Genomic DNA, 26,254 nt, shown 5'->3' with positions numbered 1-26,254 from the left:
TTATTGAGGTTGACTCAATATTGGAATTATCTATCGACAAGGAGTTGGCATGAGTGTATCTGTCAGTTTGGCTCGGCCTGTTCTATCAGCAGGATTGATGGGTCAAATAAAACCAATGGAGCAGGTCAAGAAAGAGGGCTCTATCCCTGCTGGGCCTACGGACAAGCTGCAAAGGGAACCCACCTCTCTAATTCCCCCTCAGGCAGGTAATGATCTTTATTACAGCATGCTGGCCAACCTTGATGTATCGCGTGGTGAACGTGTTTTAGCTGCCAGCGGTAATATACCTATATCAAGTGGACAAGGATCACAGCAAGCGGACTATTCATTAGCATTACTCGCGAAAGATGTTTACGCTCCTGCTGCGGGAAGCATTGGTGGATTTACACGGTTGAGTGATGCCGCATTGCTTTCGGCGGGGATAGATCCGGCGAGCCTATCTGATACAGCATCAGGGTTTCAGGCTGGGATTTACAGTGATAACCAACAGTATGTGCTCTCTTTTGCGGGCACCAATGATATTCAGGATTGGTTAAGTAATATCCGGCAAGCAACAGGTTATGAGGATATTCAATATAATCAGGCTGTTGCTCTGGGGAAAACCGCAAAAATGGCATTTGGTGATGCACTAGTGATTACCGGACATTCATTGGGCGGTGGGCTGGCAGCCACGGCTGCATTAGCCAGCGGGACTTTTGCCGTAACATTTAATGCCGCCGGTGTTTCTGACTATACCTTAAATCGTTTGGGCATGAATCCTGCTCAGGCGCGGCAGTCGGCGGAGAGCGGTGGTATACGGCGTTATAGTGAGCAACATGACTTATTGACGGATACTCAGGAGTCAACCTCACTCATTCCTGATGCAATTGGTCATAAGATCACATTGGCTAATAGCGATAAACTGGCGGGGGTAAATGACTGGCTGCCACACAAACACCTCGAACGTAGCCTTGCGGCGCATGGTATTGATAAAGTGCTCAGTTCCATGAATGAACAACAACCTTGGGAGCGGCAGTATGCCTGAATCAACACTGACAATGAGGGTGAAACGCCATTTGCGTTACGCTATCTACGGTGTTTTGATGCCATTAATCAGTTTTGAGGGGCAGGCAATGACAGAGATTAATATCGCGTTTACCGATCCGCTGGTTATGCCAATTGCCGATGCGATTGTTCATGGGAATGTGCAGCAGATCCATCAGTTAGCTACTAAATCATTGCTGCAACAGCAAGGTGAGCAGGCCGTGACACTTATGCAGTGGGCTATCCTCAATCAACAACCTGAAAGTTTGGCGGCATTGTTGCAAGAACATGCAGATCCTTTTCAGCCCGGAATGCAGGGTGATACAGCCTGGCACACTGCTGCCACTGTGCAAGATGCGCATTACATGCAAATTCTGCTTAAAAACAATATTCGGCCTGATGCCAGAAATAGTGTGACACTCGCAACGCCTTTAGCGGCTGCTATCATGGCGGGGCGCGAAATCCAGGTGATCTTGTTGTTGGTCGCAGGTGTTGATCCGAATATTGCCGATCGTATGGGCGATACACCGTTACATTTAGCAGGTAAAAGCAATGCACCGGATTTAGCTTTGCGTTTGCTCAAAGCTGGTGCTGACCCTGAAGCCCGTAATAAGCAGGGCGCGACATTCCAACAATATTTAGCGATGACGCCGCTGAACATCCAAAGTGCTGAAATGCAGCAAAAATATCAGCAATTGAATATTTGGCTTCGTGGTAAAAAACTTGCAGAGGTTTACCAGCAATAATAGTGTTTGAACGGCTTGTTTTAGGCTGAAATGCCCAAAAGTAGCACTTCACTGTAAAATCAGGTTCTGTAGTTTGAATCCGTTTGATAACAAATAAAAAAGCCGCTGTTTATAAGCGGCTTTTTTGTCAGGGTGCAGAATTAACTCGCACTCTTGGTATCGGGCTTGTCCTTTGGCTTACGGCGCTTACCCACATTCTTAGCATCACGATGGCGAACCTTAACCTTCGTTTTCTCTTTACCGGCTTCTTTTAGCTCTTTACGCTTCGCTAAAACCTTTTTAGACGGTTTACCTGTGCTTTTCTCGCTCGGCGCTTTACTGGTTGGTCGCAGCTCATCAATCACTCGTGGCTTCAATGGCTCTTTGAGATAACGACCTATTCTGCCTAACAATAAATGGTCATGTGCTTCAACCAGGGAGATAGCAACCCCTTTACGCCCTGCACGGCCAGTACGACCAATGCGGTGAAGGTAGACATCTGCTGTCAGCGGCAAATCAAAGTTGAACACGTGGCTGATATCGTCGATATCCAGACCGCGTGAAGCTACATCCGTTGCAACCAGAACGTTAACCCGACCATCGCTTAAACGAATCACGGCTTCGGTTCGTTTGGCCTGAACCATTTCGCCCTCAAGGAACCAGGCATTAATTCCAGCTTCACGTAACCAACTGACCAGTTGATGCACCTTTTCACGGGTACGCACAAAAATAATGGATTTCTGTACTTCTGGTTGCTTCAGCAAATGCACGAGCAAAGCAGTTTTGTGCTCAATATTGTCTGCGCGGTAATACCATTGCTGAATTTTTTTACGTTCACGGCGTGATGGGTCAGCTTCCAACTCTACCGGCTCAGTCAGGATGCGCTCCGCAAATTCACGGATAGCTTCACCTTCCAGCGTGGCTGAGAAAAGTAAGGTCTGCTTGCGCCAGCGGGTTTCTGCCGAGATAGTTTCAATATCTTGTGCGAAGCCCATATCAAGCATACGGTCAGCTTCGTCCAGAATCAGGGTTTCTACTGCCCGACAGTCAAAGTTTTCTTCTTTGATGTATTGCAGCAAGCGGCCGGTTGTCGCCACTACAATATCCTGATTCTCACTAAAGACTTCCGCGTGGTTCATATAAGCGACACCACCGGTGATGGTCGCGATATCCAGTTGGGTATGTTTGGCTAGTTCGCGGGCTTGATCTGCCACTTGCATGGCCAACTCACGGGTTGGCGTCAGGATCAAAATCCGTGGTGGGCCAGATTTTTTGCGTGGGAAATCCAGCAAATGCTGCAAGGCTGGCAGCAAAAAGGCGGCAGTTTTGCCCGTACCTGTTGGTGCCGAACCCAATACATCGCGCCCATCCATAGCTGGCGGAATAGCCGCAGCTTGAATGGCCGTTGGGCGCTCATAGCCTTTGTCGCGCAGTGCGTCAATCAGGCGTTCATCGAGATCGAGTTCGGAAAAATTGGTTACAGTCATGGTCTTCCTCTACTTGGGGCGCCGATTATAGACGGGTTAGCCGAATTCTTCACCTGTTTAAGCGGTAATGATGTCTTTTCCCTTCAATCATATTGTCCTATGCTACGCCGGTTATAGATTCTGGTGACTAATGTGGGCGAGCAATTGAAAAAAAAACCGATGTTACGCGGTGGTGGTTTCACTTTTAAACAATTCTTTGTGGCACATGATCGCTGCGCGATGAAAGTGGGTACAGATGGTGTCCTGCTTGGTGCTTGGGCACCGGTAGAAAAAGCGCGCAAAGTGCTGGATATTGGCTGCGGCAGCGGGCTTATTGCTTTGATGATTGCCCAGCGTTCGACACCCGAGGTCATGATTGATGGTGTTGAGCTAGAGCCTGAGGCAGCGGCGCAAGCAAGCAGCAATGCAGCACAATCACCGTGGGCGGATCGTATTCATATTTATCAGCAAGATGTGCACCAGTTCGCTGAAAACCATCTTCATCAGTATGACCTGATTGTCAGTAACCCACCTTATTTTGCTCCGGCGGTCGCCTGTCGTGATGAAGCTCGCGATACCGCACGTTACACCGGCTCCTTAACTCATGATGCTTTACTGGACTGTGTGGCGAATCTTATCACAGCGGACGGCATCTTTTGTGTAGTTTTACCCCACGATTTAGGGGGAGAGCTGGCTCGCCTTGCCGTGCAACAAGATTGGTTTATTCGTTGCCAGGTTGATATCAGAGATCGCCCCGGCAAGCCATTACATCGCATGTTGCTAACGCTATCACGCCAGGCTGGTGATACTGAGTTCCAGCAACTGGATTTACGTCAATCGGAAGGGGTGTATTCACCCGAGTTCTGTGCACTAATCAGCGATTTTTACTTAAACTACTAGCGGGTTGTTAAAGCGCGGGAAAAGAGGAAGTAGGGCGCGATACTTGGTATTCACAAAATATAGTGTTCACAAGATATGCGCGCCCTGAATGGCATTATGGATGGAGAATAGTCGGTTTTGGATTCTCAAGTTGCTCTGGATAATCAAGGGTGTAGTGCAACCCGCGACTCTCTTTGCGATCCATAGCGCAACGCACGATTAGTTCAGCAACTTGCACCAGATTACGCAATTCCAGCAGGTTATTAGAGATACGGAAATTGGCATAATACTCATCAATTTCCTGCTGTAATGTTGTTATGCGGCGTAAGGCCCGCTCTAAGCGTTTGGTCGTACGTACAATGCCGACGTAATCCCACATAAATAAGCGTAATTCGTGCCAGTTATGCTGGATGACAACACGTTCATCAGAATTATCAACACGGCTTTCGTCCCAGTCTGGCAAATGCGGAGCCAGCTTGGCCGTCGGTAAACGCAAAAGAATGTCCTCGGCTGCAGACCAGCCATAGACCAGGCATTCAAGCAACGAGTTAGACGCCATGCGGTTAGCGCCATGTAAGCCGGTATAACTGACTTCGCCAATAGCATATAACCCGTCCAGATCCGTGCGACCGTGTTGATCAACCATCACACCGCCGCAGGTATAATGTGCGGCTGGAACGATTGGAATGGCTTCTTTAGTTAGGTCGATACCTAATGACAGCAGTTTTTCGTAGATCATCGGGAAGTGCTGCATCACGAAATCTGTGGGTTTATGGCTGATATCGAGGTACATACAATCCGCGCCAAGGCGTTTCATTTCGTGGTCGATGGCGCGCGCGACGATATCTCGTGGTGCGAGTTCGCCTCGAGCATCAAAATCGAGCATGAAACGGCTGCCATCAGGGCGTTTTAGGTAGGCACCTTCGCCACGTAAGGCTTCGGTCAGTAAAAAGTTGCGAGCTTGCGGATGGAACAGGCAAGTAGGATGGAACTGGTTAAATTCCAGATTGGCAACCCGACAACCAGCACGCCATGCCATGGCAATGCCATCACCGGAGGAAATATCCGGGTTAGTAGTGTATTGATAAACTTTTGCGGCACCACCTGTCGCTAAAACGACAGATTTGGCACGAAAAGTCTCAACTTTCTCTAATTCGCGGTTCCAGATATAAGCGCCAACGACGCGTTTTGTCCCCGGCAGACCAATTTTATTGGACGTGATAAGATCGACTGCATTGCAGCGTTCTTTAACTAAAATGTTCGGATGAGCCCTTGCTTTGCCCACCAGGGTGGTCTCTACTTCTTTACCTGTAGCATCCGCGGTATGTAGTATACGGCGATGGCTATGGCCACCTTCTCGGGTAAGGTGATACCGTTCTTCGCCGCTGGCACTGGTTTCGGTATCAAAAAGAACACCTTGATCAATCAACCATTGCACACAAGAGCGGGCGTTGCTGGCGATAAACTCGACGGCTTCTTTGTCGCAAAGCCCGGCCCCAGCGATCAGGGTGTCATCGACATGTGAACTGATGCTGTCAGTTTCATCAAAAACGGCGGCAATACCTCCCTGGGCATAAAAAGTGGCGCCTTCATTAAGTGGCCCTTTGCTCAGAACGGTGACTTTACAATGTGGCGCAAGACGCAAAGCCAGTGATAAACCGGCAGCGCCACTCCCGATGATCAATACATCGCTAACGTGTTCAGATGATGATTGCATATCGTATGATGTGTGCAGAAGAAGAGTGAAATTCATGTTAGCCTATCTGCCAGAGCAAAAGCTATGGCTATAAGATGTCTAAAGAATATTCAGACAAATAATCTGGCAACATGGAACTTTGCAACTTTTATAAACTCCAAGCGTGTGCTTGCTCAGGAAAATAAAGATATGGCTGGCAGTACTACTTTTAGCGTGGGGATAGATTTCGGGAGAGTTCACCTCGGATGAGCGAGCAGTTAACGGATCAGATGCTGGTTGAACGGGTCCAGAAAGGCGATCAGCAATCGTTCAATTTACTGGTAATTCGATACCAGCATAAGGTTGCGAGCCTCGTATCCCGATACGTGCCTCAGGGCGATGTCCCTGATGTAGTTCAAGAATCTTTTATTAAGGCCTACCGCGCCCTGGAATCGTTTCGTGGCGATAGTGCTTTTTATACCTGGCTGTACCGTATTGCTGTTAATACGGCGAAAAACTATTTAGTTGCTCAGGGGCGGCGCCCGCCATCTAGTGATGTCGATGCAAATGATGCTGAAAATTACGAAAATGCAGGTGCATTGAAAGAAATATCGAACCCTGAGAACTTAATGTTGTCAGAGGAATTGAGGCAGATAGTTTTTAAAACCATAGAGTCACTTCCTGAAGATCTCCGTATGGCGATTACACTCAGGGAGTTAGATGGTCTAAGCTATGAAGAGATAGCTGTAATTATGGACTGTCCGGTTGGTACTGTTCGTTCCCGTATCTTCCGTGCCAGAGAGGCTATCGATAACAAAGTTCAGCCGCTGATTCAGCGATAAGCGGACAAATAAAGGGTATTTGGCATGCAGAAAGAAAAGCTTTCCGCTCTGATGGACGGAGAAACTCTTGATAGTGAGCTGATGGGGTCTTTATCCAAAGATAAAGAGCTACAGCAAAGCTGGCAGAGCTATCATTTAATCCGTGATACCCTGCGGGGGGACGTTGGTGAAGTCTTGCATCTGGATATCGCCAGCCGTGTCGCAGAGGCGCTCAAAAATGAACCTGCTCGTTTTGTTCCTATTGCTGTGCCTGAATCTCAGCCACAACCTCATGTCTGGCAGAAAATGCCTTTCTGGCAAAAAATTCGCCCATGGGCTAGTCAGATTACCCAGGTTGGGGTTGCTGCATGTGTTTCTCTTGCGGTTATTGTGGGGGTTCAGCAATATAATCAACCTGCATCCGGCAGCTTACAGTCAGAAGCACCTGCGTTTAATACATTACCGATGATGGGTAAAGCATCACCTGTCAGTTTTGGTGTACCTGCTGATGGTTCTTTCGGAACATCTCAACAGCATCAAGTTCAAGAGCAACGCCGTCGTGTTAATATGATGACGCAATTGCAAGATTTTGAATTGCAACGTCGTTTGCCGCAAACTGATGTGTCGCAGGCACCTTCAGCATCTACGCAAGCCGCTATTCAGGTCCCTGGAACACAGTCCTTAGGAATGCAGCAGCAGTAATGAAGCAACTTTGGTTTTCCGTCTGTTTAATGGCGGGCAGCCTGTTCATGCCAACAATTGCTGCGGCGGAAACAGCGCCGATAGCAATGTTGCAGGACATGAGCGCTGCCAGCCAATCGCTCAATTATGAGCTATCGTACATAAACGTTAATAAGCAAGGGATTGATTCTCTTCGTTATCGCCATGCCATTTTGGATAAAAAAACGTTAGCGCAATTGCTACGTATGGATGGTCCGCGTACTGAGATCATACAGCGTGGTGACGAGATAAGTTATTTCGAGCCAGGGTTTGATTCTTTTACGTTGAGTGGTGAACATATTGTTGATGCTCTGCCTTCCGTTGTATTCCCCGATTTTGAAAAACTATCAAAATATTATAACTATATAGCACTAGGCCGCGCCCGCATTGCCGATAGGCCATGTCAGGTTATTCGCGTGGTTGCCCGTGATAGTACGCGATATAGCTATATTATTTGGATGGATGAGACAACAAAACTACCAATGCGAATAGATCTGTTGGATCGTGATGGTGAAACACTTGAGCAATTTCGTGTGATTTCTTTTGCCGTCGGTGAGCCTATTCAGGAGATTCTGCGAGGTGTATTAAAATTACCTTTACCGCCGTTGCTTGCTTTACCAGCAAAAAACAAGGTGGATTTCTCTTGGGCTCCACGTTGGTTGCCTGAGGGAGTTACTGAAGTTTCTCGTAGTCGTCGCACATTGCCTAATATGGACACACCAACTGAATCACGGCTCTACTCTGATGGTTTGTTTAGCTTTTCAGTGAATGTAAATCCTGCTGGCAAAGATGCACCTTCCGAACAATCATTGCGCCAAGGGCGTCGCACGGTTCATACCGAAGCACGTAATAATGTAGAAATTACTGTAGTCGGTGAGTTACCACCTTCAACTGCAAAGCGTATTGCTGATAGTATCGTTTTGGAGTCTGCAAAATGATGAAGGAATGGGCAACAGTTATCTCATGGAAAAATGGGGTAGCCCTTTTACGTTGTGAACCACATTCTGGTTGTGGAAGTTGTAATGCTCGTACTGGATGTGGCAGCCATCTCTTAAATGAATTGGGGCCTGAATCAGAACATCAGTTAAAAATAGCAATCTCACTCCCCCTTGAACCAGGGCAAAAGGTTGAAGTGGGGATTAGTGAAGGTAGCTTATTGCGCTCTGCTGCTTTGGTTTATTTGACCCCATTAGTCGGATTAATTGCTGGTGGTGATTTGTTTCAAACCTTATTTATTACCGATGCTTTTACCGCTCTGGGGGCTATTTCCGGTGCGGGGTTGGGTTTTTTATTGGCCAGAGTTATCGCGAGTAAAATTGAAGGGCAAAGTACTTATCAACCAGCTATTTTGCAGATTGGTTTACCGCCAACAGCGATACGTATCCAACAAGAATAGTTTAGCTAGCCATAATAGGCTGGTATTCGGTTCTGTATCATATGTTCCAGCAGGGCAATAAAAAGATCAGCACTTATAATTGATGAGTGGTCTATTGAAAACAGTATGTTACCTTTTACGTCAAATAATCGTATTTTGTCATAATGTGCTTCACGCAAGGTTTCTATACGCTGTATATCCTCAATATTAATAGTACCTTTTGTTGTCACTAATGAGTGTGCACTAAGTGAGATCGGGATGGTATCTATTTGCATTTCTTTGATCTTAATGAAATTAAATATTAGTGACTTTAACCAAATGTCATTCCCTCGTACGATATCAAAAACGATTGTTTTACCCCTTGATAGTCTATTTAAACTTATTAACCCGATATTCATAACCTGCTGATGGATTATGGTATTTATGAGAGGGTATGCATTGGTGATATTATTAATAATAATATTCCAAGGTTGAGTTTTTGATGTACGAAATGCCATAGCATTAATTTTACCATTAGGACTTACTCCTACGTGATATTTATAAATGTATTCTATTTTATTAAATGGTATGAAATAAACACTTCCACTCTGGTGATTAAAAACACGAACACCCTTTTCATAAAGAAAGTAGGTAAATGTAAGATTGGTATATTGCCGTGAATATAGCAGAAAACTCAGTGATATACCGGCAATGGCAACGCATAAAATTGAAAGGATAGAGGGCGTTGAAAAAATAGATGTTGTCAGTGATAAGCTAATTATTACAAAACTTAATCCTAATAAAAATATTATTATACTAATTGTTAACTTTGAGCTTTTATTCCTCAACTCATGGCGGCTAAGTATTTTTCCTTCGTCAATCATAATATTCGCCTTCCAACCACCAAGAGGATATTTCACTTGGTTATTACACAGTCAAATTAATACTCTAGATTATGTATCCATAGGGTAAATGAGTATTTTCCTAAAATGATTTAATAAATATTTATACTGAAGAAATAAAAATGCAGTGAGTCATTGAGTCACGATGCATCTTGACTATAGCAGCCAGCAGAAAGGTGCAGGCACCTTTTAATAGCATAAATCAGGTAACAAGCTAAGTGTGATGCCTTTCACGAGGCTGACTTACAGTGTAAGATGCGTGCATATTTATGTGGGTAGTTTTGGGTTTGAGTCCATCGCTGTGTCCACCAATAATTAATTAAAGACAACGACTAGAGAAAAATTCATATAAATGAAGCACATAAGAAACTTTTCTATTATTGCCCATATTGACCACGGTAAGTCGACACTGTCGGATCGCATTATCCAGATTTGTGGTGGTTTATCTGAGCGTGAAATGGCGGCCCAAGTACTGGATTCCATGGATCTGGAGCGTGAGCGTGGTATTACCATCAAGGCACAAAGTGTGACACTTGATTATCACGCGAAAGATGGTCAAACCTATCAACTCAACTTTATCGATACCCCTGGTCACGTTGACTTCTCTTATGAAGTTTCCCGCTCGTTGGCGGCTTGTGAGGGGGCTTTATTGGTCGTTGATGCAGGGCAGGGCGTTGAAGCTCAGACGCTGGCAAACTGCTATACCGCGATGGAAATGAATCTGGAAGTGGTTCCAGTTCTGAATAAAATCGACTTACCTGCCGCAGACCCTGAACGTGTTGCTGAAGAAATTGAAGATATCGTCGGTATTGATGCGACTGATGCCGTCCGTTGCTCGGCAAAAACCGGTGTAGGTGTGCCTGATATTCTTGAGCGATTGGTACGCGATATTCCCCCACCTCAGGGCGATCCGGACGGCCCATTGCAGGCGCTGATTATTGACTCATGGTTTGATAACTATCTGGGCGTAGTGTCATTAATCCGTATCAAGAATGGTTCGTTGCGAAAAGGCGATAAAGTTAAGGTCATGAGTACTGGCCAGACCTATAACGCTGACCGTTTGGGGATCTTTACGCCAAAACGTGTTGATCGTGACGTGCTGAATTGCGGCGAAGTAGGTTGGTTGGTTTGTGCGATAAAAGACATTCTTGGCGCGCCAGTTGGTGATACGTTGACATTGGCTCGTAACCCGGCGGAAAAATCATTACCTGGTTTTAAGAAAGTCAAACCACAGGTTTATGCTGGCCTGTTCCCGATTAGTTCCGATGACTATGAGGCTTTCCGCGATGCATTGGGCAAGTTGAGTCTGAATGACGCCTCTTTGTTCTATGAGCCAGAGAGTTCAACTGCATTAGGCTTTGGTTTCCGCTGTGGCTTCCTTGGTTTGCTGCATATGGAAATCATCCAGGAGCGCTTGGAGCGTGAGTACGATTTGGAACTTATCACGACGGCACCAACGGTGGTGTACGAAGTGATTACTACAGCTCAGGAAACGGTCTATGTTGATAGCCCCTCCAAGCTGCCTGCTCTGAATAATATTGAAGAACTGCGCGAACCTATTGCTGAATGTCATATGCTGTTGCCACAGGAATATTTGGGTAACGTCATTACTTTATGTATTGAAAAGCGTGGCATGCAGACCAACATGGTTTACCACGGTAATCAAGTGGCACTGACCTATGAAATTCCAATGGCTGAAGTGGTTCTTGATTTCTTCGATCGCCTGAAATCGACATCTCGTGGCTATGCATCATTGGATTACAATTTTAAACGTTTCCAGACTTCCGACATGGTACGTGTTGATGTATTAATCAACAACGAGCGGGTCGATGCCTTAGCGCTTATCACTCACCGTGATAATGCACAGTACCGTGGCCGTGATCTGGTTGAGAAAATGAAAGAACTGATCCCGCGCCAGCAATTTGACATTGCGATTCAGGCCGCTATTGGTAACCACATCATTGCTCGTTCGACTGTGAAACAGTTACGTAAAAACGTACTGGCGAAGTGTTATGGCGGCGACGTTAGCCGTAAAAAGAAACTTCTGCAGAAACAGAAAGACGGTAAAAAACGTATGAAGCAGGTCGGTAACGTTGAATTACCGCAAGAGGCTTTCCTGGCTATTCTGCACGTCGGAAAAGACAGTAAATAAGGAGTTTTGATGGCTAACATGTTTGCCTTGATTTTAGCAATAGCAACGCTGGTGACAGGGATTATCTGGTGCTTCGAGCGATTCAAATGGGGGCCGGCCCGTCAGGCAAAAATTGCGGCTGTTAATGCGCAAACTGCGGCTATCAAGGCGCAAACCGGGAGTGCTGTTGATAACAAGACTCTGGCTCCGGCGGCAAAACAGCCGGGCTGGATAGAGACTTGTGCTTCAGTCTTCCCGGTGTTAGCTCTGGTATTTATCGTGCGTTCGTTTATTTACGAACCCTTCCAGATTCCTTCTGGTTCGATGATGCCCACGTTGTTGATCGGTGATTTCATTCTGGTAGAGAAATTTGCTTACGGTATTAAAGACCCAATTACTCAAACCACGCTGATTCCTACCGGGCATCCAAAACGCGGTGATATTGCCGTGTTTAAATACCCGTTAGACCCTCGTTTGGACTATATCAAGCGCGTGGTGGGTTTACCGGGTGACCGTGTAAGTTATAATCCAATCAGTAAAGAAGTAACGGTTCAGCCAGCATGTAATACCGGCGCTTCTTGTGATAGCGCATTGCCGATTACTTACAGTGCATCTGAGCCTAGTGATTTCGTGCAAACATTCCGTTATAGCGGTAATGGTGAGGCTTCTGCCGGTTTCTTCCAAATTCCGCTAAATCAGGCTGTACCTGATGGTGGTGTGCGTTTGAGAGAGCGTACCGAAACCCTCGGCCCGGTTGCACACCAGATTTTGACCGTTCCTGGGCGTCAGGAGCAGCTAGGTGCTTATTATCAGCAACCTAATCAGCCGTTAGGTGTATGGGTTGTTCCAGAAGGTCATTACTTTATGATGGGTGATAACCGGGATAATAGTGCAGATAGCCGTTACTGGGGTTTTGTGCCAGAACGTAATCTGGTCGGCAAAGCCACTGCTATTTGGATGAGTTTTGAAAAGCAAGAAGGTGAATGGCCAACGGGTGTGCGTTTAAGCCGTATTGGTGGAATACATTAATACTGGCTCTACCTTGAGTCATCGGGGTGACAGTGGCACTGAATACCGCTGTCACTTCAAGCCCGCAGGGTATTTAAACGCAGCATTATATTTCCACTCGTTGTAGAATAACCTTTCGAGCGATAAAAGTTGGCTCTTTTATGGGGGCCACTGCAAACGAAACAGTTTTGTCTTGGTAATCTTGGCCGATCAGACCTGTTCCGTCTGCTGTAGTTTTTGACGCATTCTTGATCTATTGGTAACTCATGAACCCCATCGTAATAAATAGGCTACAGCGGAAGCTGGGCTACACTTTTCAACAGCAGGAGCTCTTGCTGCAAGCACTGACTCATCGTAGCGCCAGTAGCAAACATAACGAGCGTTTGGAGTTCCTGGGTGACTCTATATTAAGTTTCGTTATTGCCAATGAGTTGTACCGCCGTTTCCCTCGTGTTGATGAAGGGGATATGAGTCGGATGCGCGCAACCTTGGTTAGAGGTAATACGCTAGCCGAAATGGCCCGTGAGTTTGACCTCGGTGAATGTTTACGCCTTGGGCCGGGTGAATTGAAAAGTGGTGGTTTCCGCCGTGAATCAATTTTGGCAGATACAGTCGAAGCGTTAATCGGCGGTATATTCTTAGACAGCGATATTCATACGATTGAACGGCTGATTCTCGCCTGGTATCACAGTCGATTAGAAGAAATCAGCCCTGGTGATAAGCAGAAAGATCCAAAAACGCGCCTGCAAGAATATTTACAGGGCCGTCATCTGCCATTACCTTCTTATCTGGTTGTGCAGGTTCGTGGTGAAGCACATGATCAGGAATTTACTATCCACTGCCAGGTGAGTGGCTTGAATGAACCGGTAATAGGTACTGGCTCAAGTCGCCGTAAAGCTGAGCAGGCGGCAGCGGAACAAGCGCTGAAACAGTTGGAGCTTGAATGAGCGAAGTAGAAAAAACGTATTGTGGTTTTATTGCGATTGTAGGTCGCCCGAATGTGGGTAAATCTACCTTGCTGAATGAATTGCTGGGGCAGAAAATCTCCATCACTTCACGTAAACCGCAAACCACACGTCACCGTATTATGGGGATCCACACTGAAGGGCCTTATCAGGCCATTTATGTTGATACCCCAGGGCTGCATATTGAAGAAAAACGCGCGATTAACCGTTTAATGAATCGCGCGGCCAGCAGCTCCATCGGTGATGTAGAGCTAGTCATTTTTGTGGTTGAAGGGACGAACTGGACTGCTGACGATGAAATGGTGGTTAATAAACTGCGCAGTTTGCAATGCCCGGTATTATTGGCTATCAACAAAGTCGATAACGTAACAGATAAAACTAAACTGTTACCTCATATCCAGTTCTTAAGCCAGCAGATGAATTTCCTGGATGTTGTTCCTATTTCCGCTGAAAAAGGGATGAATGTGGACACTATCGCCAGCATCGTGCGCAAGCATATGCCGGAAGCTGATCATCATTTCCCGGAAGATTACATCACAGATCGTTCTCAGCGCTTTATGGCCTCTGAGATCATTCGTGAGAAGCTGATGCGCTTCCTGGGTGAGGAATTGCCTTACTCGGTGACGGTGGAAATTGAACAGTTCGTACCAAATGAGCGCGGTGGTTATAACATCCATGGCCTGATTTTGGTGGAACGCGAAGGCCAGAAGAAAATGGTCATCGGCAATAAAGGTTCAAAAATCAAAACCATCGGTATCGAAGCCCGTCAGGACATGGAACAAATGTTCGAAGCTAAAGTGCATCTTGAGCTGTGGGTGAAAGTGAAATCCGGCTGGGCAGATGACGAGCGCGCATTGCGCAGCTTAGGCTATACCGACGATCTGAAATAAGACTCGCCGATGGAAGGTTGGCAACGCGCATTTGTCCTGCATGGGCGACCTTACAGTGAAACCAGTTTAATGCTGGATTTGTTCACTGAAGGGGAAGGCCGCATGCGGGTGTTGGCAAAAGGTGCGCGTGGTCGCCGTTCCAACCTAAAAGGCTGCTTGCAGCCTTTTACACCCTTACTGGTTCGTTGGACCGGGCGTGGTGAAGTCAAAACATTACGTAGTGCCGAGCCGGTTTCATTGGCTCTCCCATTGACCGGCTCAATGTTGTACAGCGGCCTATATGTTAACGAGCTGCTCTCGCGCGTACTCGAACATCAAACCAATTACTCTGCGTTATTCTTCGACTATCTGCATTGCTTACAATCACTCGCGGGCAGCGATGGCTCACCTGAATATGCTTTACGCCAGTTTGAATTGGCGATACTGGCTCACCTTGGCTATGGCGTTGATTTCCTCCATTGCGCTGGCAGTGGTCAACCGGTGTCAGACACCATGACCTACCGCTATCGTGAAGAGAAAGGGTTTATTGCCAGTTTGGTTGTTGACCACTACAGTTTTACCGGCCGCCAATTATTGGCTCTGGCTAATCGTGAGTTTCCCGATGCAGATACGTTGCGTGCGGCCAAACGTTTTACCCGCATTGCTCTAAAGCCCTATCTGGGGGGGAAGCCACTCAAAAGTCGCGAACTGTTCCGCCAATTTGTGATTAAACCGCCATCTGAACCCTTACCCTAGTATCGACAGCTCGATTGTTTACACTGCTCATCATCAATTTTCCCCCGCTGTAGCCTATCCGCTGGCCGCCAACTCGGTGTAAACTGCCAGGCACTTACACGTTTATTGGCAAGCATTTTTGCATGCTCATTAAGCTATTAAAGATGCATCCATATCTGGAGGGCTGTCATGACTGATTTGTTGCTGGGCGTTAATATTGATCACATTGCGACATTACGAAATGCTCGTGGGACCATTTACCCCGATCCTGTGCAGGCAGCTTTTATCGCTGAGCAAGCGGGTGCCGACGGCATCACTGTCCATCTGCGTGAAGATCGCCGCCATATTACTGATCGGGATGTGCGTATCCTGCGTGAAACAATCCAAACCCGCATGAATCTGGAAATGGCTGTCACCGATGAAATGGTGGGGATTGCTTGTGAGATAAACCCTCATTTTTGCTGTTTAGTGCCAGAAAAACGCCAGGAAGTGACTACCGAAGGCGGGCTGGATGTTGCCGGTCAAATTGATAAAATGACTGTTGCGGTCAGTCGTCTATCTGAGGCCGGTATTCTGGTTTCACTGTTTATCGATGCGGATATGCGCCAAATTGATGCTGCTGTTGCGGTTGGGGCTCCTTACATTGAAATCCACACTGGCGCTTATGCTGATGCTACTTCAGATTTGGCTCGGCAGGCTGAGTTGGTACGGATCGCTAAAGCGGCGACCTATGCTGCCAGTAAAGGGTTAAAAGTTAACGCAGGTCACGGCCTGACTTATCACAATGTCCAACCCATAGCTGCCTTGCCGGAAATGCATGAGCTAAATATTGGTCATGCAATCATCGGTCAGGCTGTTATGTCGGGCCTTGCTGCTGCGGTGACCGATATGAAAGTATTGATGCGGGAAGCGCGTCGTTAATGGCTATTATTGGGTTAGGCACTGATATTGTTGAGATTTCACGGATAGAGTCGGTAGTTGAACGCAGTGGTGAAAAGCTGGCCCGGCGCATTCTTAGCCCAGCGGAATGGCAACATTATCAGCAGCACCAACAGCCAATCCGTTTTTTAGCCAAGCGCTTTGCCGTTAAAGAGGCGGCCGCTAAAGCATTCGGTACAGGTATCCGTAATGGTTTGGCATTTAACCAGTTTGAAGTGGTCAACGATGCATTAGGTAAACCAACGCTACGTTTGCATCAACGAGCGGCAGAGTTGGCGGCCGAACTCGGTGTCAAATCTTTGCATGTGACTCTGGCTGATGAGCGGCGTTATGCCTGTGCGACTGTGATTATTGAAAGCTAAAAACTTCCTATAGCTGCCAGAGCGTGGCTAATGGATCTTAAGGGGCGAGCATGAAAATGCCGCTCCTTTTTGTTGTCCACTCTGCTTGTTTGTTGGCCATAACTCCGATATTCCTCTCCATTTTCTATCTGAAAGCTGCACGCTTTATATCCCACCAGCGTGTGAAAATTCCCCAGAATAAATCTTAATTTTGCGATCTGCCCGACAAGTTGGTTAACCAATGCTTCATTTGGTTGGCCAATTGGTGGTACTTGTAATACCAAATAGCTGGATATGATGAATAATCCGCACGCATAAGTACGGATTGATGCAGAAATACTCAGTATTAAGGCGATATTATAGCCACAAAAATCACTAAATTTGGCCTGACCAATATAACAACAGTGATATCAGCAAAATTTGATGTTTAACTACTGGGGAAAGTAAAAGATGGAATGGATTAATATCCTATGGGTGGTATTGGGTATTGGCTTAATGCTAGTGCTGAATATACGCTATCAGATCAATTCAATGATTGCATTGCTGCTGGCAGCTCTACTGGTGGGCACTCTCGCCGGGATGGACTTGCTCAAACTTCTGCATACCATTAAAGCGGGGTTTGGCGGGACACTCGGTGAACTGGCAATAATCGTCGTATTTGGTGCAGTGATCGGCAAGCTCATGGTCGACTCTGGTGCTGCCCATCAGATAGCCCAGACGCTATTGCGCCGGTTTGGGCTTAAGTATGTTGAATTTGCTGTCATTATCATCGGCCTGATCTTTGGTCTGGCGATGTTCTATGAAGTTGCCTTTATCATTTTGGCGCCATTGATCATTGCCATCGCGGTTGAAGCTAAGATCCCATTCCTTAAGTTGGCGATCCCGGCAGTGGCTGCTGCGACCACTGCGCACTCCCTTTTCCCACCACAGCCAGGGCCCGTTGCGCTGGTGAGTGCGTATGGTGCTGATATGGGGATGGTTTATATCTACGGTATTTTGGTTGCCATCCCTTCTGTTATTTGTGCAGGGCTGATTTTGCCCAAATTCCTTGGTAATCTGGAGCGACCAGTACCAACCTTCCTGAAAGCAGAGAACCCGCTGGATGAGAACAACTTGCCGTCGTTCAGCACCTCGATACTGGTGCCATTAATCCCTGCTTTTATTATGATTTTTACCACCATTGCCAATATTTGGCTGGTGAAAGGGACGACGTCATACACCATTCTGAACTTCCTCGGTTCATCGCCTATTGCCATGTTTATCGCCATGCTGGTTGCCTTTGTCCTGTTTGGCACCGGGCGTGGTCATAAGATGGAATGGGTCATGCACTCATTTGAGGGGGCGGTAAAAGGCATTGCGATGGTCATCTTGATCATTGGTGCAGGTGGTGCGCTCAAGCAGGTCATCATTGATACCGGCATTGGCGATACTATTGGCATGTTGATGTCAGCAGGTGGTGTGTCACCTTATATCATGGCCTGGCTGATTACTGTGCTTATTCGCCTGTCAACCGGGCAAGGTGTGGTATCAGCAATGACAGCCGCAGGTATTATTGGTGCAGCAGTTATGGACCCGGTGACACATACCATTACCTCGGTCGATCCGGCGCTATTGGTGCTGGCAACGGCGGCAGGCTCCAATACCTTTACCCATATTAATGATGCTTCATTCTGGTTGTTTAAAGGGTATTTCGACTTGTCTATTAAAGACACGCTGAAGACCTGGGGCTTGCTTGAATTGACTAACTCAGTGGTGGGGCTGGCAATGGTATTGCTGATTAGCCTGTTTGTTTAGTGCGGATTTGAGTTGATTATATTATCAGTGCTTCAGTGGAGGCACTGATAATTCAGCCATAAAAATCAGAGACGATCAGCGTGATGCAATTGGACAAATTTGTCCCACAGCTGTTCGTTAGTTTCCACCCAAGCGGGATCGATAGAAATCGTATTATCAATAGGGCAGACCAACTGGCAGGTTGGAGTTTCGTAATGACCGACGCATTCTGTACAGCGCATAGGGTCAATTTGATAGATTTCTGCACCCATAGAAATTGCCTCGTTAGGGCATTCCGGCTCGCACATGTCGCAATTAATACATTTACGAGTGATTAACAGGGCCATGGTTCCTCTTACCTTAGGTCGGGTATTCTTAACAGCGGGGGATTATACCCCTCTGGCATCCTTAGACCAGTTTTTTCACCAGCGCGGCACTGTGCTTAATATGATCCTGCGCACTTTCAAGGTCTTGCTGGATCATTGCCATAAATAGCAGATCAGTCAGCGCGTATTGTGCAGTGCTCGATGAAATGGCTGCGCTGCGTATGGCTGGTTCTTCTGAGATAGTATACAAACAATGATCAGCCCGTTGCTGCAAGCTATTCGGGGTAAAACTGGTCAACGCCAACACTTTGGCACCACATCGTTGTGCTTCTTCAGCCGCCAAATTAATCTCACGGCGCTCACCGCTGAAGGATATAGCCAATAGTAGATCTCGCGAATCCAAAGCCTGTACCGCTGCTAATTGTGCATGCATATCTGTTTCGGATACCGCCATAACGCCTATCTTTAATAGCTTATAAGCAAGGTCTTTCGCCACTAAACCAGAGGCACCCAAGCCCGTCAAAATAACGCGGCGCGCTGAGCGCAACATGTCTAATGCTTCAGTTAGTCTCTGCTCGCTATTGATATCCAACGTCGCTCGCAGTGCGGCAGCTTTTTCCGCCAATAACTTTTCGCCCACTGTTTTTAAACTGTCGGTACTTAAAATTTGGTTATGAAGAGTGACGGCTTGCTCGGGAGCAGCCACAATCTCACTCAAGGCTTGTTTAAGAGCCGGGAAGCCTTTATAGCCTAATTTTTGTGCGAACTTTACTACCGCAGATTGGCTAACGCCGGTTTGCTGTGCCAGTTTTTGAGAACTGAGGTGGCGTGCCTGCTCAGGATTGGTCAGCAAGAAATCAGCTAACTTACGATCATTTTGTGCCAGCGTTGGATAGAGCTGACGAATGCGAAGAAGACTACTCATAAATCAGTTCCTGAATATGGGAAGTTATTCTGCCAGGTTGGTTAATAATACCCATAAATAATAAAATAAAAGGCCAAGTGAGGGAGCATAGCACCCTTTTTGGGTGAGAGCCCGGTGAATGGATCAAGAAAATACTTGGCCATTATCTTTGTATCTTAAGGATGAACCGACCTAATCAGTTGTAACTCAACAGCAAGGCTTATCGCATGTTTGGCATTGGTTGCTCCGAGTTTTCGGACCACTTTGCCCATATGATGTTTTACTGTGGTAGTTTTTATTCCTAAAATAAGTGCAATCTCTTGATAAGATTTTCCCATGCTAGCCCAGAATAGAATTTCATTCTCACGCTTTGAAAAAATTTCATTTCTATTCATTTTATAAAAAATACTTGTATTATTTAGATCTTTATAAAGTGAAATTAGTCTTTCGTGAACACTCATCAATAGCAATTGAATATTACCTTTATCCTTTCCGAATCTCTCATCTATATCTTCATCGCAATCTTTGTCAGTCATAAGGGAAAGAACAGTAAGATTATTATTTTGATCGTGTAGAACAAAGGTATAACCATTAAACACATCATACTCTTTTGCCATATCAAATAATCTTGGCCATCTGAATGTAATCTTTTCATCCCAAGAAAATGGCATAACACAATGCGCCGCCGTGAGAAGCACAGGATCCGTAAACTGAAAGTTGTTTTGTGTATAGAATTTGAACCAATTTTTTGTATTTGAAATAACCGTGAAGTCAGTTGGGTTCCTTTTATTCATTATTGCGTATGCATATCTGATTTTTCTGTATTTCTCGAGTTTTTTTTCAAGTTTTTTCTCTATAGTAGTGTTAATTAATTGGTTTTTGAAAAATAAGTTATTCAAAGATTACCTCCTTAATAAAATACATTATTATTAAATGATAATGTGTAAATTTATCAGTAAATTATCTGAAATGGATTGAGTTAATTTATTTATCCATATGATGATTAAACATACCTGCAGTTTATTATTGCTTTAAATGTCTCACTATTTTAAAGCACAGTGCCGAATTGTACCTTAGTACAATTACTCTCGTTGATCCGCATGGGTATAATTATCGAAAAATAAGGTGGGGATTATCTTAATAAGATGGGTGTTATATTAAAAGGAGTTTTTTATGATCAAAAAAATATCGGACTGGCATCCTGCGGATATAATAGCTGCGATACGTAAAAAAGGCTCTACGCTCTCTGCGGTATCGCGAAATTCAGGTTTAAGTTCCAGCACACTAACCAATGCACTAACCAGGCCCTGGCCTAAAGGCGAGTATATCATTGCAGATTTTTTGGATATTCATCCATCAGAAATATGGCCGACAAGATATTATGACCAAAACTCCGGAGAGAAGATAAATAGGGAAGCTAAAATAAGAAAGAAGATTCACAGTTGAATGGCGATAAGTCACTACAAGGCCTAATTGTTAAATGATATGATTTTTATGCGCACTATAGATTCTAGAATAATGAGGAAAAACCATGAACTTGGGTGCTTTGATTTCTGAAAGTCGCAATCCAGATACGATGGATCTGGATACGCTCTCCACATTGGAGATGTTGACCCGTATTAATGATGAAGACAGAAAAGTACCCGAGGCGATTCGTTTGGTGATCCCACAAATTGCGCAGGCGGTAGACTTAGCGGCTAAAGCCTTACGAGACGGAGGCCGGTTGATCTATCTGGGGGCTGGCACCAGTGGGCGGCTTGGTGTTTTAGATGCCTCGGAATGCCCACCGACCTTCGGTGTACCTCATGGTAGGGTCATTGGCTTAATTGCCGGTGGCCCAAGCGCATTACTCAAAGCGGTGGAAGGTGCCGAAGATGATGCGTCACTCGGCGAGCGGGATTTGCGAGATTTGCAACTGACCGCAACAGATATGGTGGTTGGGCTGGCAGCTTCCGGCCGTACCCCCTATGTTATTGGCGCACTGCGTTATGCCCGCCAACTTGGATGCCCCACTGCGGCTATTTCCTGTAATCCTGATTCTCCTATCGCACAAGAAGCGCTAATCGCGATTTCGCCTGTAGTTGGGCCAGAAGCGCTTACTGGTTCAACCCGGATGAAGTCGGGTACGGCGCAAAAATTAGTCCTGAATATGTTATCGACCGGCGCGATGGTGAAGTTAGGTAAGGTCTATCAAAACCTGATGGTGGATGTAAAAGCCACTAATGTGAAATTAGTCGATCGCGCATGCCGCATAGTGGTTGAAGCAACCGGAGTCAGCCGTGCTGAGGCGGAAAATGTCTTGTCGCAAACTGAATTTGAAGTTAAACCAGCTATCTTGATGATCCTAAAAGGGGTCAGTGCTGAACAGGCTCGTTTGGATCTACAGCAACATAATGGATATTTGCGGGCTGCATTGTAAGGTTGGTTATCGCTGACCTTTAGCAGCCAGTAAAATGATATTGAACCGCACTAGCAGATGTTTATTGATTAAATTTATGGGATTTCAATGACCAAGGTTTCGAATGCAGAACCCGCAAGTGCAATAGTCGAGCCACCATCGGCAAGTGTCAAACGTGTGGTCTTCTTTGACTTAGATGGCACTTTGCATCAGCAAGATATGTTTGGCAGTTTTTTGCGTTTTCTGCTGCGCCATCTGCCACTGAATCTATTGTTGGTTATTCCATTACTGCCCATTATTGGCTTGGGTTTGTTGGCCGGTGGGCGCTGTGCGCGCTGGCCGATGAGTTTGCTGTTGTGGGCGATCACTTTTGGTCGAAGCGAAGCACATCTGAGGGACTTGGAATTACGTTTTGTGAATGAGTTTCGCCAAAAAGTCACTGAATTTCCGGTGGTAATGATGCGGCTACGTCAATATTTAGAGAGCAGCGACGCGCAGGTATGGCTTATCACTGGCTCACCACAACGGTTGGTAGAACAGGTTTATCACGATTCTGATTTTATTCATCATTTACGGCTGGTGGGTAGCCACATGGCACGGCGCAATGGTGGGTGGGTGCTGCCACTGCGCTGTTTGGGGCCAGAAAAAGTAGTGCAGCTAGAACAGCGCTTAGGCTCACCGCTGAAACTCTACAGTGGTTACAGCGACAGCAAGCAAGATAACCCGCTGCTGCATTTCTGTGAACACCGCTGGAGGGTTAGTAAAACTGGCGAATTACAGCAGTTGGATTAAGCCATCTGGTGTCAAAGCCTACTGACGTTATTCGCCGCATTTTACTAGTGAGTCACATCATTTTCGTGGTGACCGAGTCGCCAGACCCGCTCAGCGTGCCGCCCCAGTAGCCACAAACTGATGCCGAGTAACAGGAAGAAAATTGTTTTCGGCATGGTATCCCAGAAGAATTCAAAGAAACGGGTATACAAGTTGATGGCCAAAAATGTCAGGCCAAAGCCGCGTAACATGGCATCATCGCGTTTTAACCCTAGCCAGATGGCCGCAGCTGCCGCGAGAGCAAACAATAAACTCCAATGAAGCAGTTCAATTTGGCGCACTTGATACCAATGGTCGATATCACCGTAATTACCAAAAATAGACAGTAGCCACAGGGCAATAAACAGATAAAGCAGCCCCATTGCCTGCGAAACCCGATCCAGCCGACGTGCAGCCAGCTGCGGTTGTAGTGTCAATGCACTGGCGCAAAGCAGTAAACCAAAGGCGATAAAGCGAACGGGGTAGCTCATTCCCAACCAGTATGCGCCCCAGCCGGACAGATAACCGGTTTCCGCGCCAAATGCATTCCCCAGTGACAGCAGAGCAAATAGCCACACCAGTGGTGAGCGGCCAAACCAGCCGACTACCCCATAAATCACCGTGCCAAGCAACAATAATACCGAGATACGGCCGCTGCCGTTATCCAACCATTCGCCAAGTTGACCGATAGCGGCGGCAGTAAAAATGACACCGAGGAACAGAACGGCCTCATTACTATAGATTTTGCTGGCATCTTGTCGGCGGCGGTAAAACCCCCAGCTGTAAAAGGCCGCAGCCAATATGCCCGTCACAGCGACTCGAACGGGGGGATCAAAACGGAAAAATTGGCTTATCCAGGCGAGCAGGAAAGTATCAGCCATCAGGCTACCAATGGCGATGACCAGTGATGCCAGTGCTGCCAGAAAGGCATAACCCGCCAATCTGCGCCAGTCGAAAGGTTGAACATCAATATTTTCCAATAAACGCTGATGCTCTTCTTCAGGAATAACTCCTTCTTTGGCCCATCCATCAAGGGTTTTGCGCACAATTACCGCGCTTTTCTTGTTGAGCTTCATATTTTTGGCTTCCATATCGAGTTACTAGTTATTTATATCAGGAATGATTCCTGCCTTGTCGAAACATTAACCGAACATTATTCATTGAGCTACTTTATAGTGAATTTAGTGGGTATAGCAGCTGCCGATTGCTGTGTATAATGCACGCCGCAAAAGTGCCAGAGAGGTTAATGTGTCTACTGATAATAATTTGTCTTCTGAATGTGATTCGCCTGCGGAATACAGTGATGAATACTGGATGCAGCGAGCATTGGCATTAGCGCTACGTGCGCAAGCAGAAGGTGAAGTTCCGGTGGGCGCAATATTGGTGCTGGATAATCAGGTGATTGGTGAAGGCTGGAACCGGCCGATTCGTGATAACGACCCTACTGCTCATGCTGAAATTATGGCGTTGCGTCAGGGGGGGCAAGTCGTGCAGAATTATCGCCTGATAGATGCCACTTTATATGTCACTCTGGAACCCTGTGTGATGTGTGCCGGAGCGATGGTGCACAGTCGCATCCGCCGGTTAGTATATGGCGCTAATGATCTGAAAACCGGCGCAGCAGGATCACTGGTCGATATTTTGCGCCACCCGGGAATGAACCATCAGATAGAGATAACGGCGGGTGTGCTGGCCGACGCCTGTGCTCATCAATTGAGCGCGTTTTTCCGCCTGCGGCGCGAACAGCAAAAAGCACTGAAACTCACCATGCGCGAATCAAATGATAAATGAGTTTTTAAACTCAGAGGTTAATGACAAACTTCCCGCAGTGGTGAAAACAGGCAGATCGTAAAGACGCCGTAAACCCGTCCCTGGGGGCTCGAGCCGCGCCATCCCTGGCGCGAACGCTTTACTCTTCTACCTGTCTTCACCAGCCAAGATCGAGTGTTCGAGGTTTTTCAACAGCGGATAAGTTGTTAAACTCTTTAATTATTGATTGACCAGCCGGGGCCAACCACTGGGTAAGCCTTACCCAACTCGGCTTCAATCGCGGCGTGCTGCGCTGCTTTTTTCTCTTTTTCCTGCAAATAACCCACCAGGCTGACCTGATAGCGACGGATGTTTTCGACGTAGTTATAGGCTTCGTGACCGCGAGCATAGCCATAAGTGGTGCTTGGGTAGTAGCGCTTTTGGCTCAACATCGGTAGCCGCATTTTTACGTCAACCCAACTGTCCGGATTGCCATTTTGGTTTTTGGTCAACTTGCGGGCATCGAGCATATGGCCATAACCCAGATTATATGCCGCCAGTGCAAACCAGATTCGTTCATCTTCGGGAATGGTATCCGGTACTTTTTGCATTAACCGTTGTAAGTAAACTGAGCCGCCTCTAATGCTTTCCTCGGGATCAACCCGGTCTTTGACTCCCAAACCGCTTGCGGTGGCTCGCGTGAGCATCATCAGGCCGCGTACGCCAGTTGGGGAAGTCGCTTGTGGATTCCAATGAGATTCCTGATAAGAGATGGCAGCCAGTAATTTCCAATCAATTTCGCCAGCATGTTTTTCAAATAATGGCCGGAAAGAGGGCAGAACATTGTCGATAGCGGACAAGAATGTTTTCGTGTCGACATAATCAAAGCTACCGACATGACCCAGATATTTTTCCTCCAGACGCGCCAAACTGCCGTCTTCCACCATCTCACTGTAGAAATCGAGCATCGCCGCATACAGGCTGTCATCATGACTCTGTTGGAAATACCAGGTTACCGGCTCCTCATCCGTGACATCAAAAGCGACTGCCAATTGTGGATGGATACGTTGCAACAGAGCAATGGTGACAGAATCGCCAAGGGTATAATCGAGTTTGCCATCAGCGACCTGCTCCAATAACTCTTTTCCTGAGCGATCGACAGATGATCCCCAGTTCAGGTCGGGATATTTGGTCTGTTTAAGCTGTTTCAATGTGGTCATATGGGCTGAGCCTGAGGCCACAATCAACTGTCCTTTCAGATCGCTAAATGACTTTGGCCGTGGAGAACCCAGCCGGTAGACCAATTGTTGCGACACGGAATAATAGGCAGGGCCAGTGCGCGCCCGATTAAGACGTTCACTGTTATAAATCAGCCCGGCAGCAATCATGTCTGCATCATCACTATCTAAAGTATCAAACAGATCGTTGATATTATGACGAGGGGTCATCACCAGCTTAACCCCCAGATAGTCAGCAAAACGTTTTGCCAGCTCATAATCGAGACCGGAAGGGCCATCCTTTCCGGTGGTGTAGATAAGCGGTGAACTTATTGTGCTAACTCGCAGTTCACCACGGGCTTTTATACGGTCAAGTTGCCCCTCTTGGCCATTACGCCAAGGAATATTGGGCCACAGTGCGAGGGCCAGAAGTAAGGCAACTACACCGATGACAAAGTAATTTAATTTTATGCGCGTCAAATAGTTATCTCTCGGCAGCGCTCTTTATAAGTGTGTCGTGAAGC

At 46.6% G+C, this 26,254-nt stretch carries 27 protein-coding genes; 19 read left to right on the top strand and 8 right to left on the bottom strand.

Going from position 1 to position 26,254, the window contains the following annotated elements; translation table 11 throughout:
• Positions 1-49 precede the first annotated feature (49 nt).
• Together FTB31_RS05750 and FTB31_RS05745 are read left to right on the top strand one after the other, a co-directional pair.
• Positions 50-1,024, top strand: coding sequence for a DUF2974 domain-containing protein (locus tag FTB31_RS05750; RefSeq protein ID WP_077173719.1), 975 nt, complete (start codon positions 50-52; stop codon positions 1,022-1,024).
• 88 nt (positions 1,025-1,112) lie between these two features.
• A complete protein-coding gene (locus tag FTB31_RS05745; RefSeq protein WP_077294577.1) occupies positions 1,113-1,769 on the top strand; it encodes an ankyrin repeat domain-containing protein in 657 nt (218 codons plus the stop codon).
• 140 nt (positions 1,770-1,909) lie between these two features.
• Here the strand turns inward: FTB31_RS05745 and srmB are convergent, their stop codons facing one another.
• The gene (gene srmB / locus FTB31_RS05740; RefSeq protein ID WP_019081863.1) at positions 1,910-3,235 is read right to left on the bottom strand and encodes an ATP-dependent RNA helicase SrmB; all 1,326 of its coding nucleotides are present in this window, start codon (positions 3,233-3,235) and stop codon (positions 1,910-1,912) included.
• Between the two features lie 132 nt (positions 3,236-3,367).
• On the opposite strand from srmB, the gene trmN reads away from it, so the two are divergent.
• Positions 3,368-4,114 carry a tRNA(1)(Val) (adenine(37)-N(6))-methyltransferase TrmN gene (gene trmN, locus FTB31_RS05735; RefSeq protein WP_175631713.1) on the top strand — a complete coding sequence of 249 codons (747 nt, stop codon included), beginning with the start codon at positions 3,368-3,370 and terminating at the stop codon, positions 4,112-4,114.
• A gap of 94 nt (positions 4,115-4,208) precedes the next feature.
• Here trmN and nadB read toward each other — a convergent pair whose 3' ends face one another.
• The gene (gene nadB / locus FTB31_RS05730) at positions 4,209-5,810 is read right to left on the bottom strand and encodes an L-aspartate oxidase (RefSeq protein ID WP_175627957.1); all 1,602 of its coding nucleotides are present in this window, start codon (positions 5,808-5,810) and stop codon (positions 4,209-4,211) included.
• Positions 5,811-6,034: 224 nt separating this feature from the next.
• Here nadB and rpoE point away from each other — a divergent pair, with 224 nt between their 5' ends.
• The 4 genes from rpoE to rseC are packed head-to-tail and all read left to right on the top strand — an operon-like array spanning position 6,035 to position 8,705.
• A complete protein-coding gene (gene rpoE, locus FTB31_RS05725; RefSeq protein ID WP_005159396.1) occupies positions 6,035-6,610 on the top strand; it encodes an RNA polymerase sigma factor RpoE in 576 nt (191 codons plus the stop codon).
• A gap of 24 nt (positions 6,611-6,634) precedes the next feature.
• Positions 6,635-7,291 carry an anti-sigma-E factor RseA gene (gene rseA / locus FTB31_RS05720; RefSeq protein ID WP_077173721.1) on the top strand — a complete coding sequence of 219 codons (657 nt, stop codon included), beginning with the start codon at positions 6,635-6,637 and terminating at the stop codon, positions 7,289-7,291.
• Positions 7,291-8,247 (top strand): sigma-E factor regulatory protein RseB, encoded by a 957-nt coding sequence (gene rseB, locus FTB31_RS05715; protein WP_050076439.1) that lies wholly within the window; start codon positions 7,291-7,293, stop codon positions 8,245-8,247. Before rseA ends, rseB begins: the two co-directional genes overlap by 1 nt.
• A complete protein-coding gene (rseC, locus tag FTB31_RS05710) occupies positions 8,244-8,705 on the top strand; it encodes a SoxR-reducing system protein RseC (RefSeq protein WP_050076437.1) in 462 nt (153 codons plus the stop codon). Before rseB ends, rseC begins: the two co-directional genes overlap by 4 nt.
• A 5-nt stretch (positions 8,706-8,710) precedes the next feature.
• On the opposite strand, the gene FTB31_RS05705 is transcribed toward rseC, so the two are convergent.
• The gene (locus FTB31_RS05705) at positions 8,711-9,547 is read right to left on the bottom strand and encodes a hypothetical protein (protein WP_227727003.1); all 837 of its coding nucleotides are present in this window, start codon (positions 9,545-9,547) and stop codon (positions 8,711-8,713) included.
• Between the two features lie 370 nt (positions 9,548-9,917).
• On the opposite strand from FTB31_RS05705, the gene lepA reads away from it, so the two are divergent.
• From lepA to gntP, 8 genes are all read left to right on the top strand, one after another.
• Positions 9,918-11,717, top strand: coding sequence for a translation elongation factor 4 (gene lepA / locus FTB31_RS05700; protein ID WP_050076434.1), 1,800 nt, complete (start codon positions 9,918-9,920; stop codon positions 11,715-11,717).
• A 9-nt stretch (positions 11,718-11,726) separates the two neighbouring features.
• Positions 11,727-12,725, top strand: coding sequence for a signal peptidase I (gene lepB, locus FTB31_RS05695; RefSeq protein ID WP_005159411.1), 999 nt, complete (start codon positions 11,727-11,729; stop codon positions 12,723-12,725).
• A gap of 245 nt (positions 12,726-12,970) precedes the next feature.
• Positions 12,971-13,651 carry a ribonuclease III gene (gene rnc / locus FTB31_RS05690; RefSeq protein ID WP_005172746.1) on the top strand — a complete coding sequence of 227 codons (681 nt, stop codon included), beginning with the start codon at positions 12,971-12,973 and terminating at the stop codon, positions 13,649-13,651.
• A complete protein-coding gene (gene era, locus FTB31_RS05685; protein WP_005159414.1) occupies positions 13,648-14,559 on the top strand; it encodes a GTPase Era in 912 nt (303 codons plus the stop codon). Before rnc ends, era begins: the two co-directional genes overlap by 4 nt.
• A gap of 9 nt (positions 14,560-14,568) precedes the next feature.
• Positions 14,569-15,294 (top strand): DNA repair protein RecO, encoded by a 726-nt coding sequence (recO, locus tag FTB31_RS05680; RefSeq protein ID WP_005172741.1) that lies wholly within the window; start codon positions 14,569-14,571, stop codon positions 15,292-15,294.
• A 168-nt stretch (positions 15,295-15,462) separates the two neighbouring features.
• Positions 15,463-16,194, top strand: coding sequence for a pyridoxine 5'-phosphate synthase (pdxJ, locus tag FTB31_RS05675; protein ID WP_077294346.1), 732 nt, complete (start codon positions 15,463-15,465; stop codon positions 16,192-16,194).
• Entirely contained in the window at positions 16,194-16,574 is a 381-nt protein-coding gene (gene acpS, locus FTB31_RS05670) for a holo-ACP synthase (RefSeq protein WP_050076429.1), read from the top strand. The genes pdxJ and acpS overlap by 1 nt, the downstream gene beginning before the upstream one ends.
• A 429-nt stretch (positions 16,575-17,003) precedes the next feature.
• Positions 17,004-18,347 carry a gluconate permease GntP gene (gntP, locus tag FTB31_RS05665; protein ID WP_050076427.1) on the top strand — a complete coding sequence of 448 codons (1,344 nt, stop codon included), beginning with the start codon at positions 17,004-17,006 and terminating at the stop codon, positions 18,345-18,347.
• 65 nt (positions 18,348-18,412) lie between these two features.
• Here gntP and FTB31_RS05660 read toward each other — a convergent pair whose 3' ends face one another.
• From FTB31_RS05660 to FTB31_RS05650, 3 genes are all read right to left on the bottom strand, one after another.
• Entirely contained in the window at positions 18,413-18,673 is a 261-nt protein-coding gene (locus FTB31_RS05660; RefSeq protein ID WP_025379234.1) for a YfhL family 4Fe-4S dicluster ferredoxin, read from the bottom strand.
• 61 nt (positions 18,674-18,734) lie between these two features.
• Positions 18,735-19,577: a MurR/RpiR family transcriptional regulator gene (locus FTB31_RS05655; RefSeq protein ID WP_075338123.1), complete on the bottom strand. Its 843-nt coding sequence runs from the start codon at positions 19,575-19,577 to the stop codon at positions 18,735-18,737.
• Positions 19,578-19,732: 155 nt separating this feature from the next.
• The gene (locus tag FTB31_RS05650; protein ID WP_227727001.1) at positions 19,733-20,455 is read right to left on the bottom strand and encodes a helix-turn-helix transcriptional regulator; all 723 of its coding nucleotides are present in this window, start codon (positions 20,453-20,455) and stop codon (positions 19,733-19,735) included.
• A gap of 274 nt (positions 20,456-20,729) precedes the next feature.
• Between FTB31_RS05650 and FTB31_RS05645 the strand changes: the two genes are divergently transcribed.
• The 3 genes from FTB31_RS05645 (at position 20,730) to yfhb (ending at position 22,746) form a co-directional block, all read left to right on the top strand.
• Positions 20,730-21,002: a helix-turn-helix domain-containing protein gene (locus FTB31_RS05645; RefSeq protein WP_077294359.1), complete on the top strand. Its 273-nt coding sequence runs from the start codon at positions 20,730-20,732 to the stop codon at positions 21,000-21,002.
• Positions 21,003-21,087: 85 nt separating this feature from the next.
• On the top strand, positions 21,088-21,975 hold the full coding sequence (gene murQ / locus FTB31_RS05640) for an N-acetylmuramic acid 6-phosphate etherase (protein WP_050076421.1): 888 nt from the start codon (positions 21,088-21,090) through the stop codon (positions 21,973-21,975).
• An 87-nt stretch (positions 21,976-22,062) separates the two neighbouring features.
• Complete coding sequence (gene yfhb / locus FTB31_RS05635) at positions 22,063-22,746, top strand: phosphatidylglycerophosphatase C (protein ID WP_175627958.1); 684 nt, start codon at positions 22,063-22,065, stop codon at positions 22,744-22,746.
• Between the two features lie 44 nt (positions 22,747-22,790).
• Here yfhb and FTB31_RS05630 read toward each other — a convergent pair whose 3' ends face one another.
• Positions 22,791-23,840 carry a hypothetical protein gene (locus FTB31_RS05630; protein ID WP_050076548.1) on the bottom strand — a complete coding sequence of 350 codons (1,050 nt, stop codon included), beginning with the start codon at positions 23,838-23,840 and terminating at the stop codon, positions 22,791-22,793.
• A gap of 133 nt (positions 23,841-23,973) precedes the next feature.
• Between FTB31_RS05630 and tadA the strand changes: the two genes are divergently transcribed.
• Positions 23,974-24,555, top strand: coding sequence for a tRNA adenosine(34) deaminase TadA (gene tadA, locus FTB31_RS05625; RefSeq protein WP_050076418.1), 582 nt, complete (start codon positions 23,974-23,976; stop codon positions 24,553-24,555).
• A gap of 194 nt (positions 24,556-24,749) precedes the next feature.
• On the opposite strand, the gene mltF is transcribed toward tadA, so the two are convergent.
• Entirely contained in the window at positions 24,750-26,210 is a 1,461-nt protein-coding gene (gene mltF, locus FTB31_RS05620; protein ID WP_050076416.1) for a membrane-bound lytic murein transglycosylase MltF, read from the bottom strand.
• Between the last annotated feature and the right edge of the window lie 44 nt (positions 26,211-26,254).

It is taken from the genome of Yersinia proxima (genome assembly GCF_902170785.1).
GTDB lineage: Bacteria > Pseudomonadota > Gammaproteobacteria > Enterobacterales > Enterobacteriaceae > Yersinia > Yersinia proxima.
Note: the sequence above shows the minus strand (reverse complement) of the source record. Positions and strands in the feature narration are given on the sequence as shown.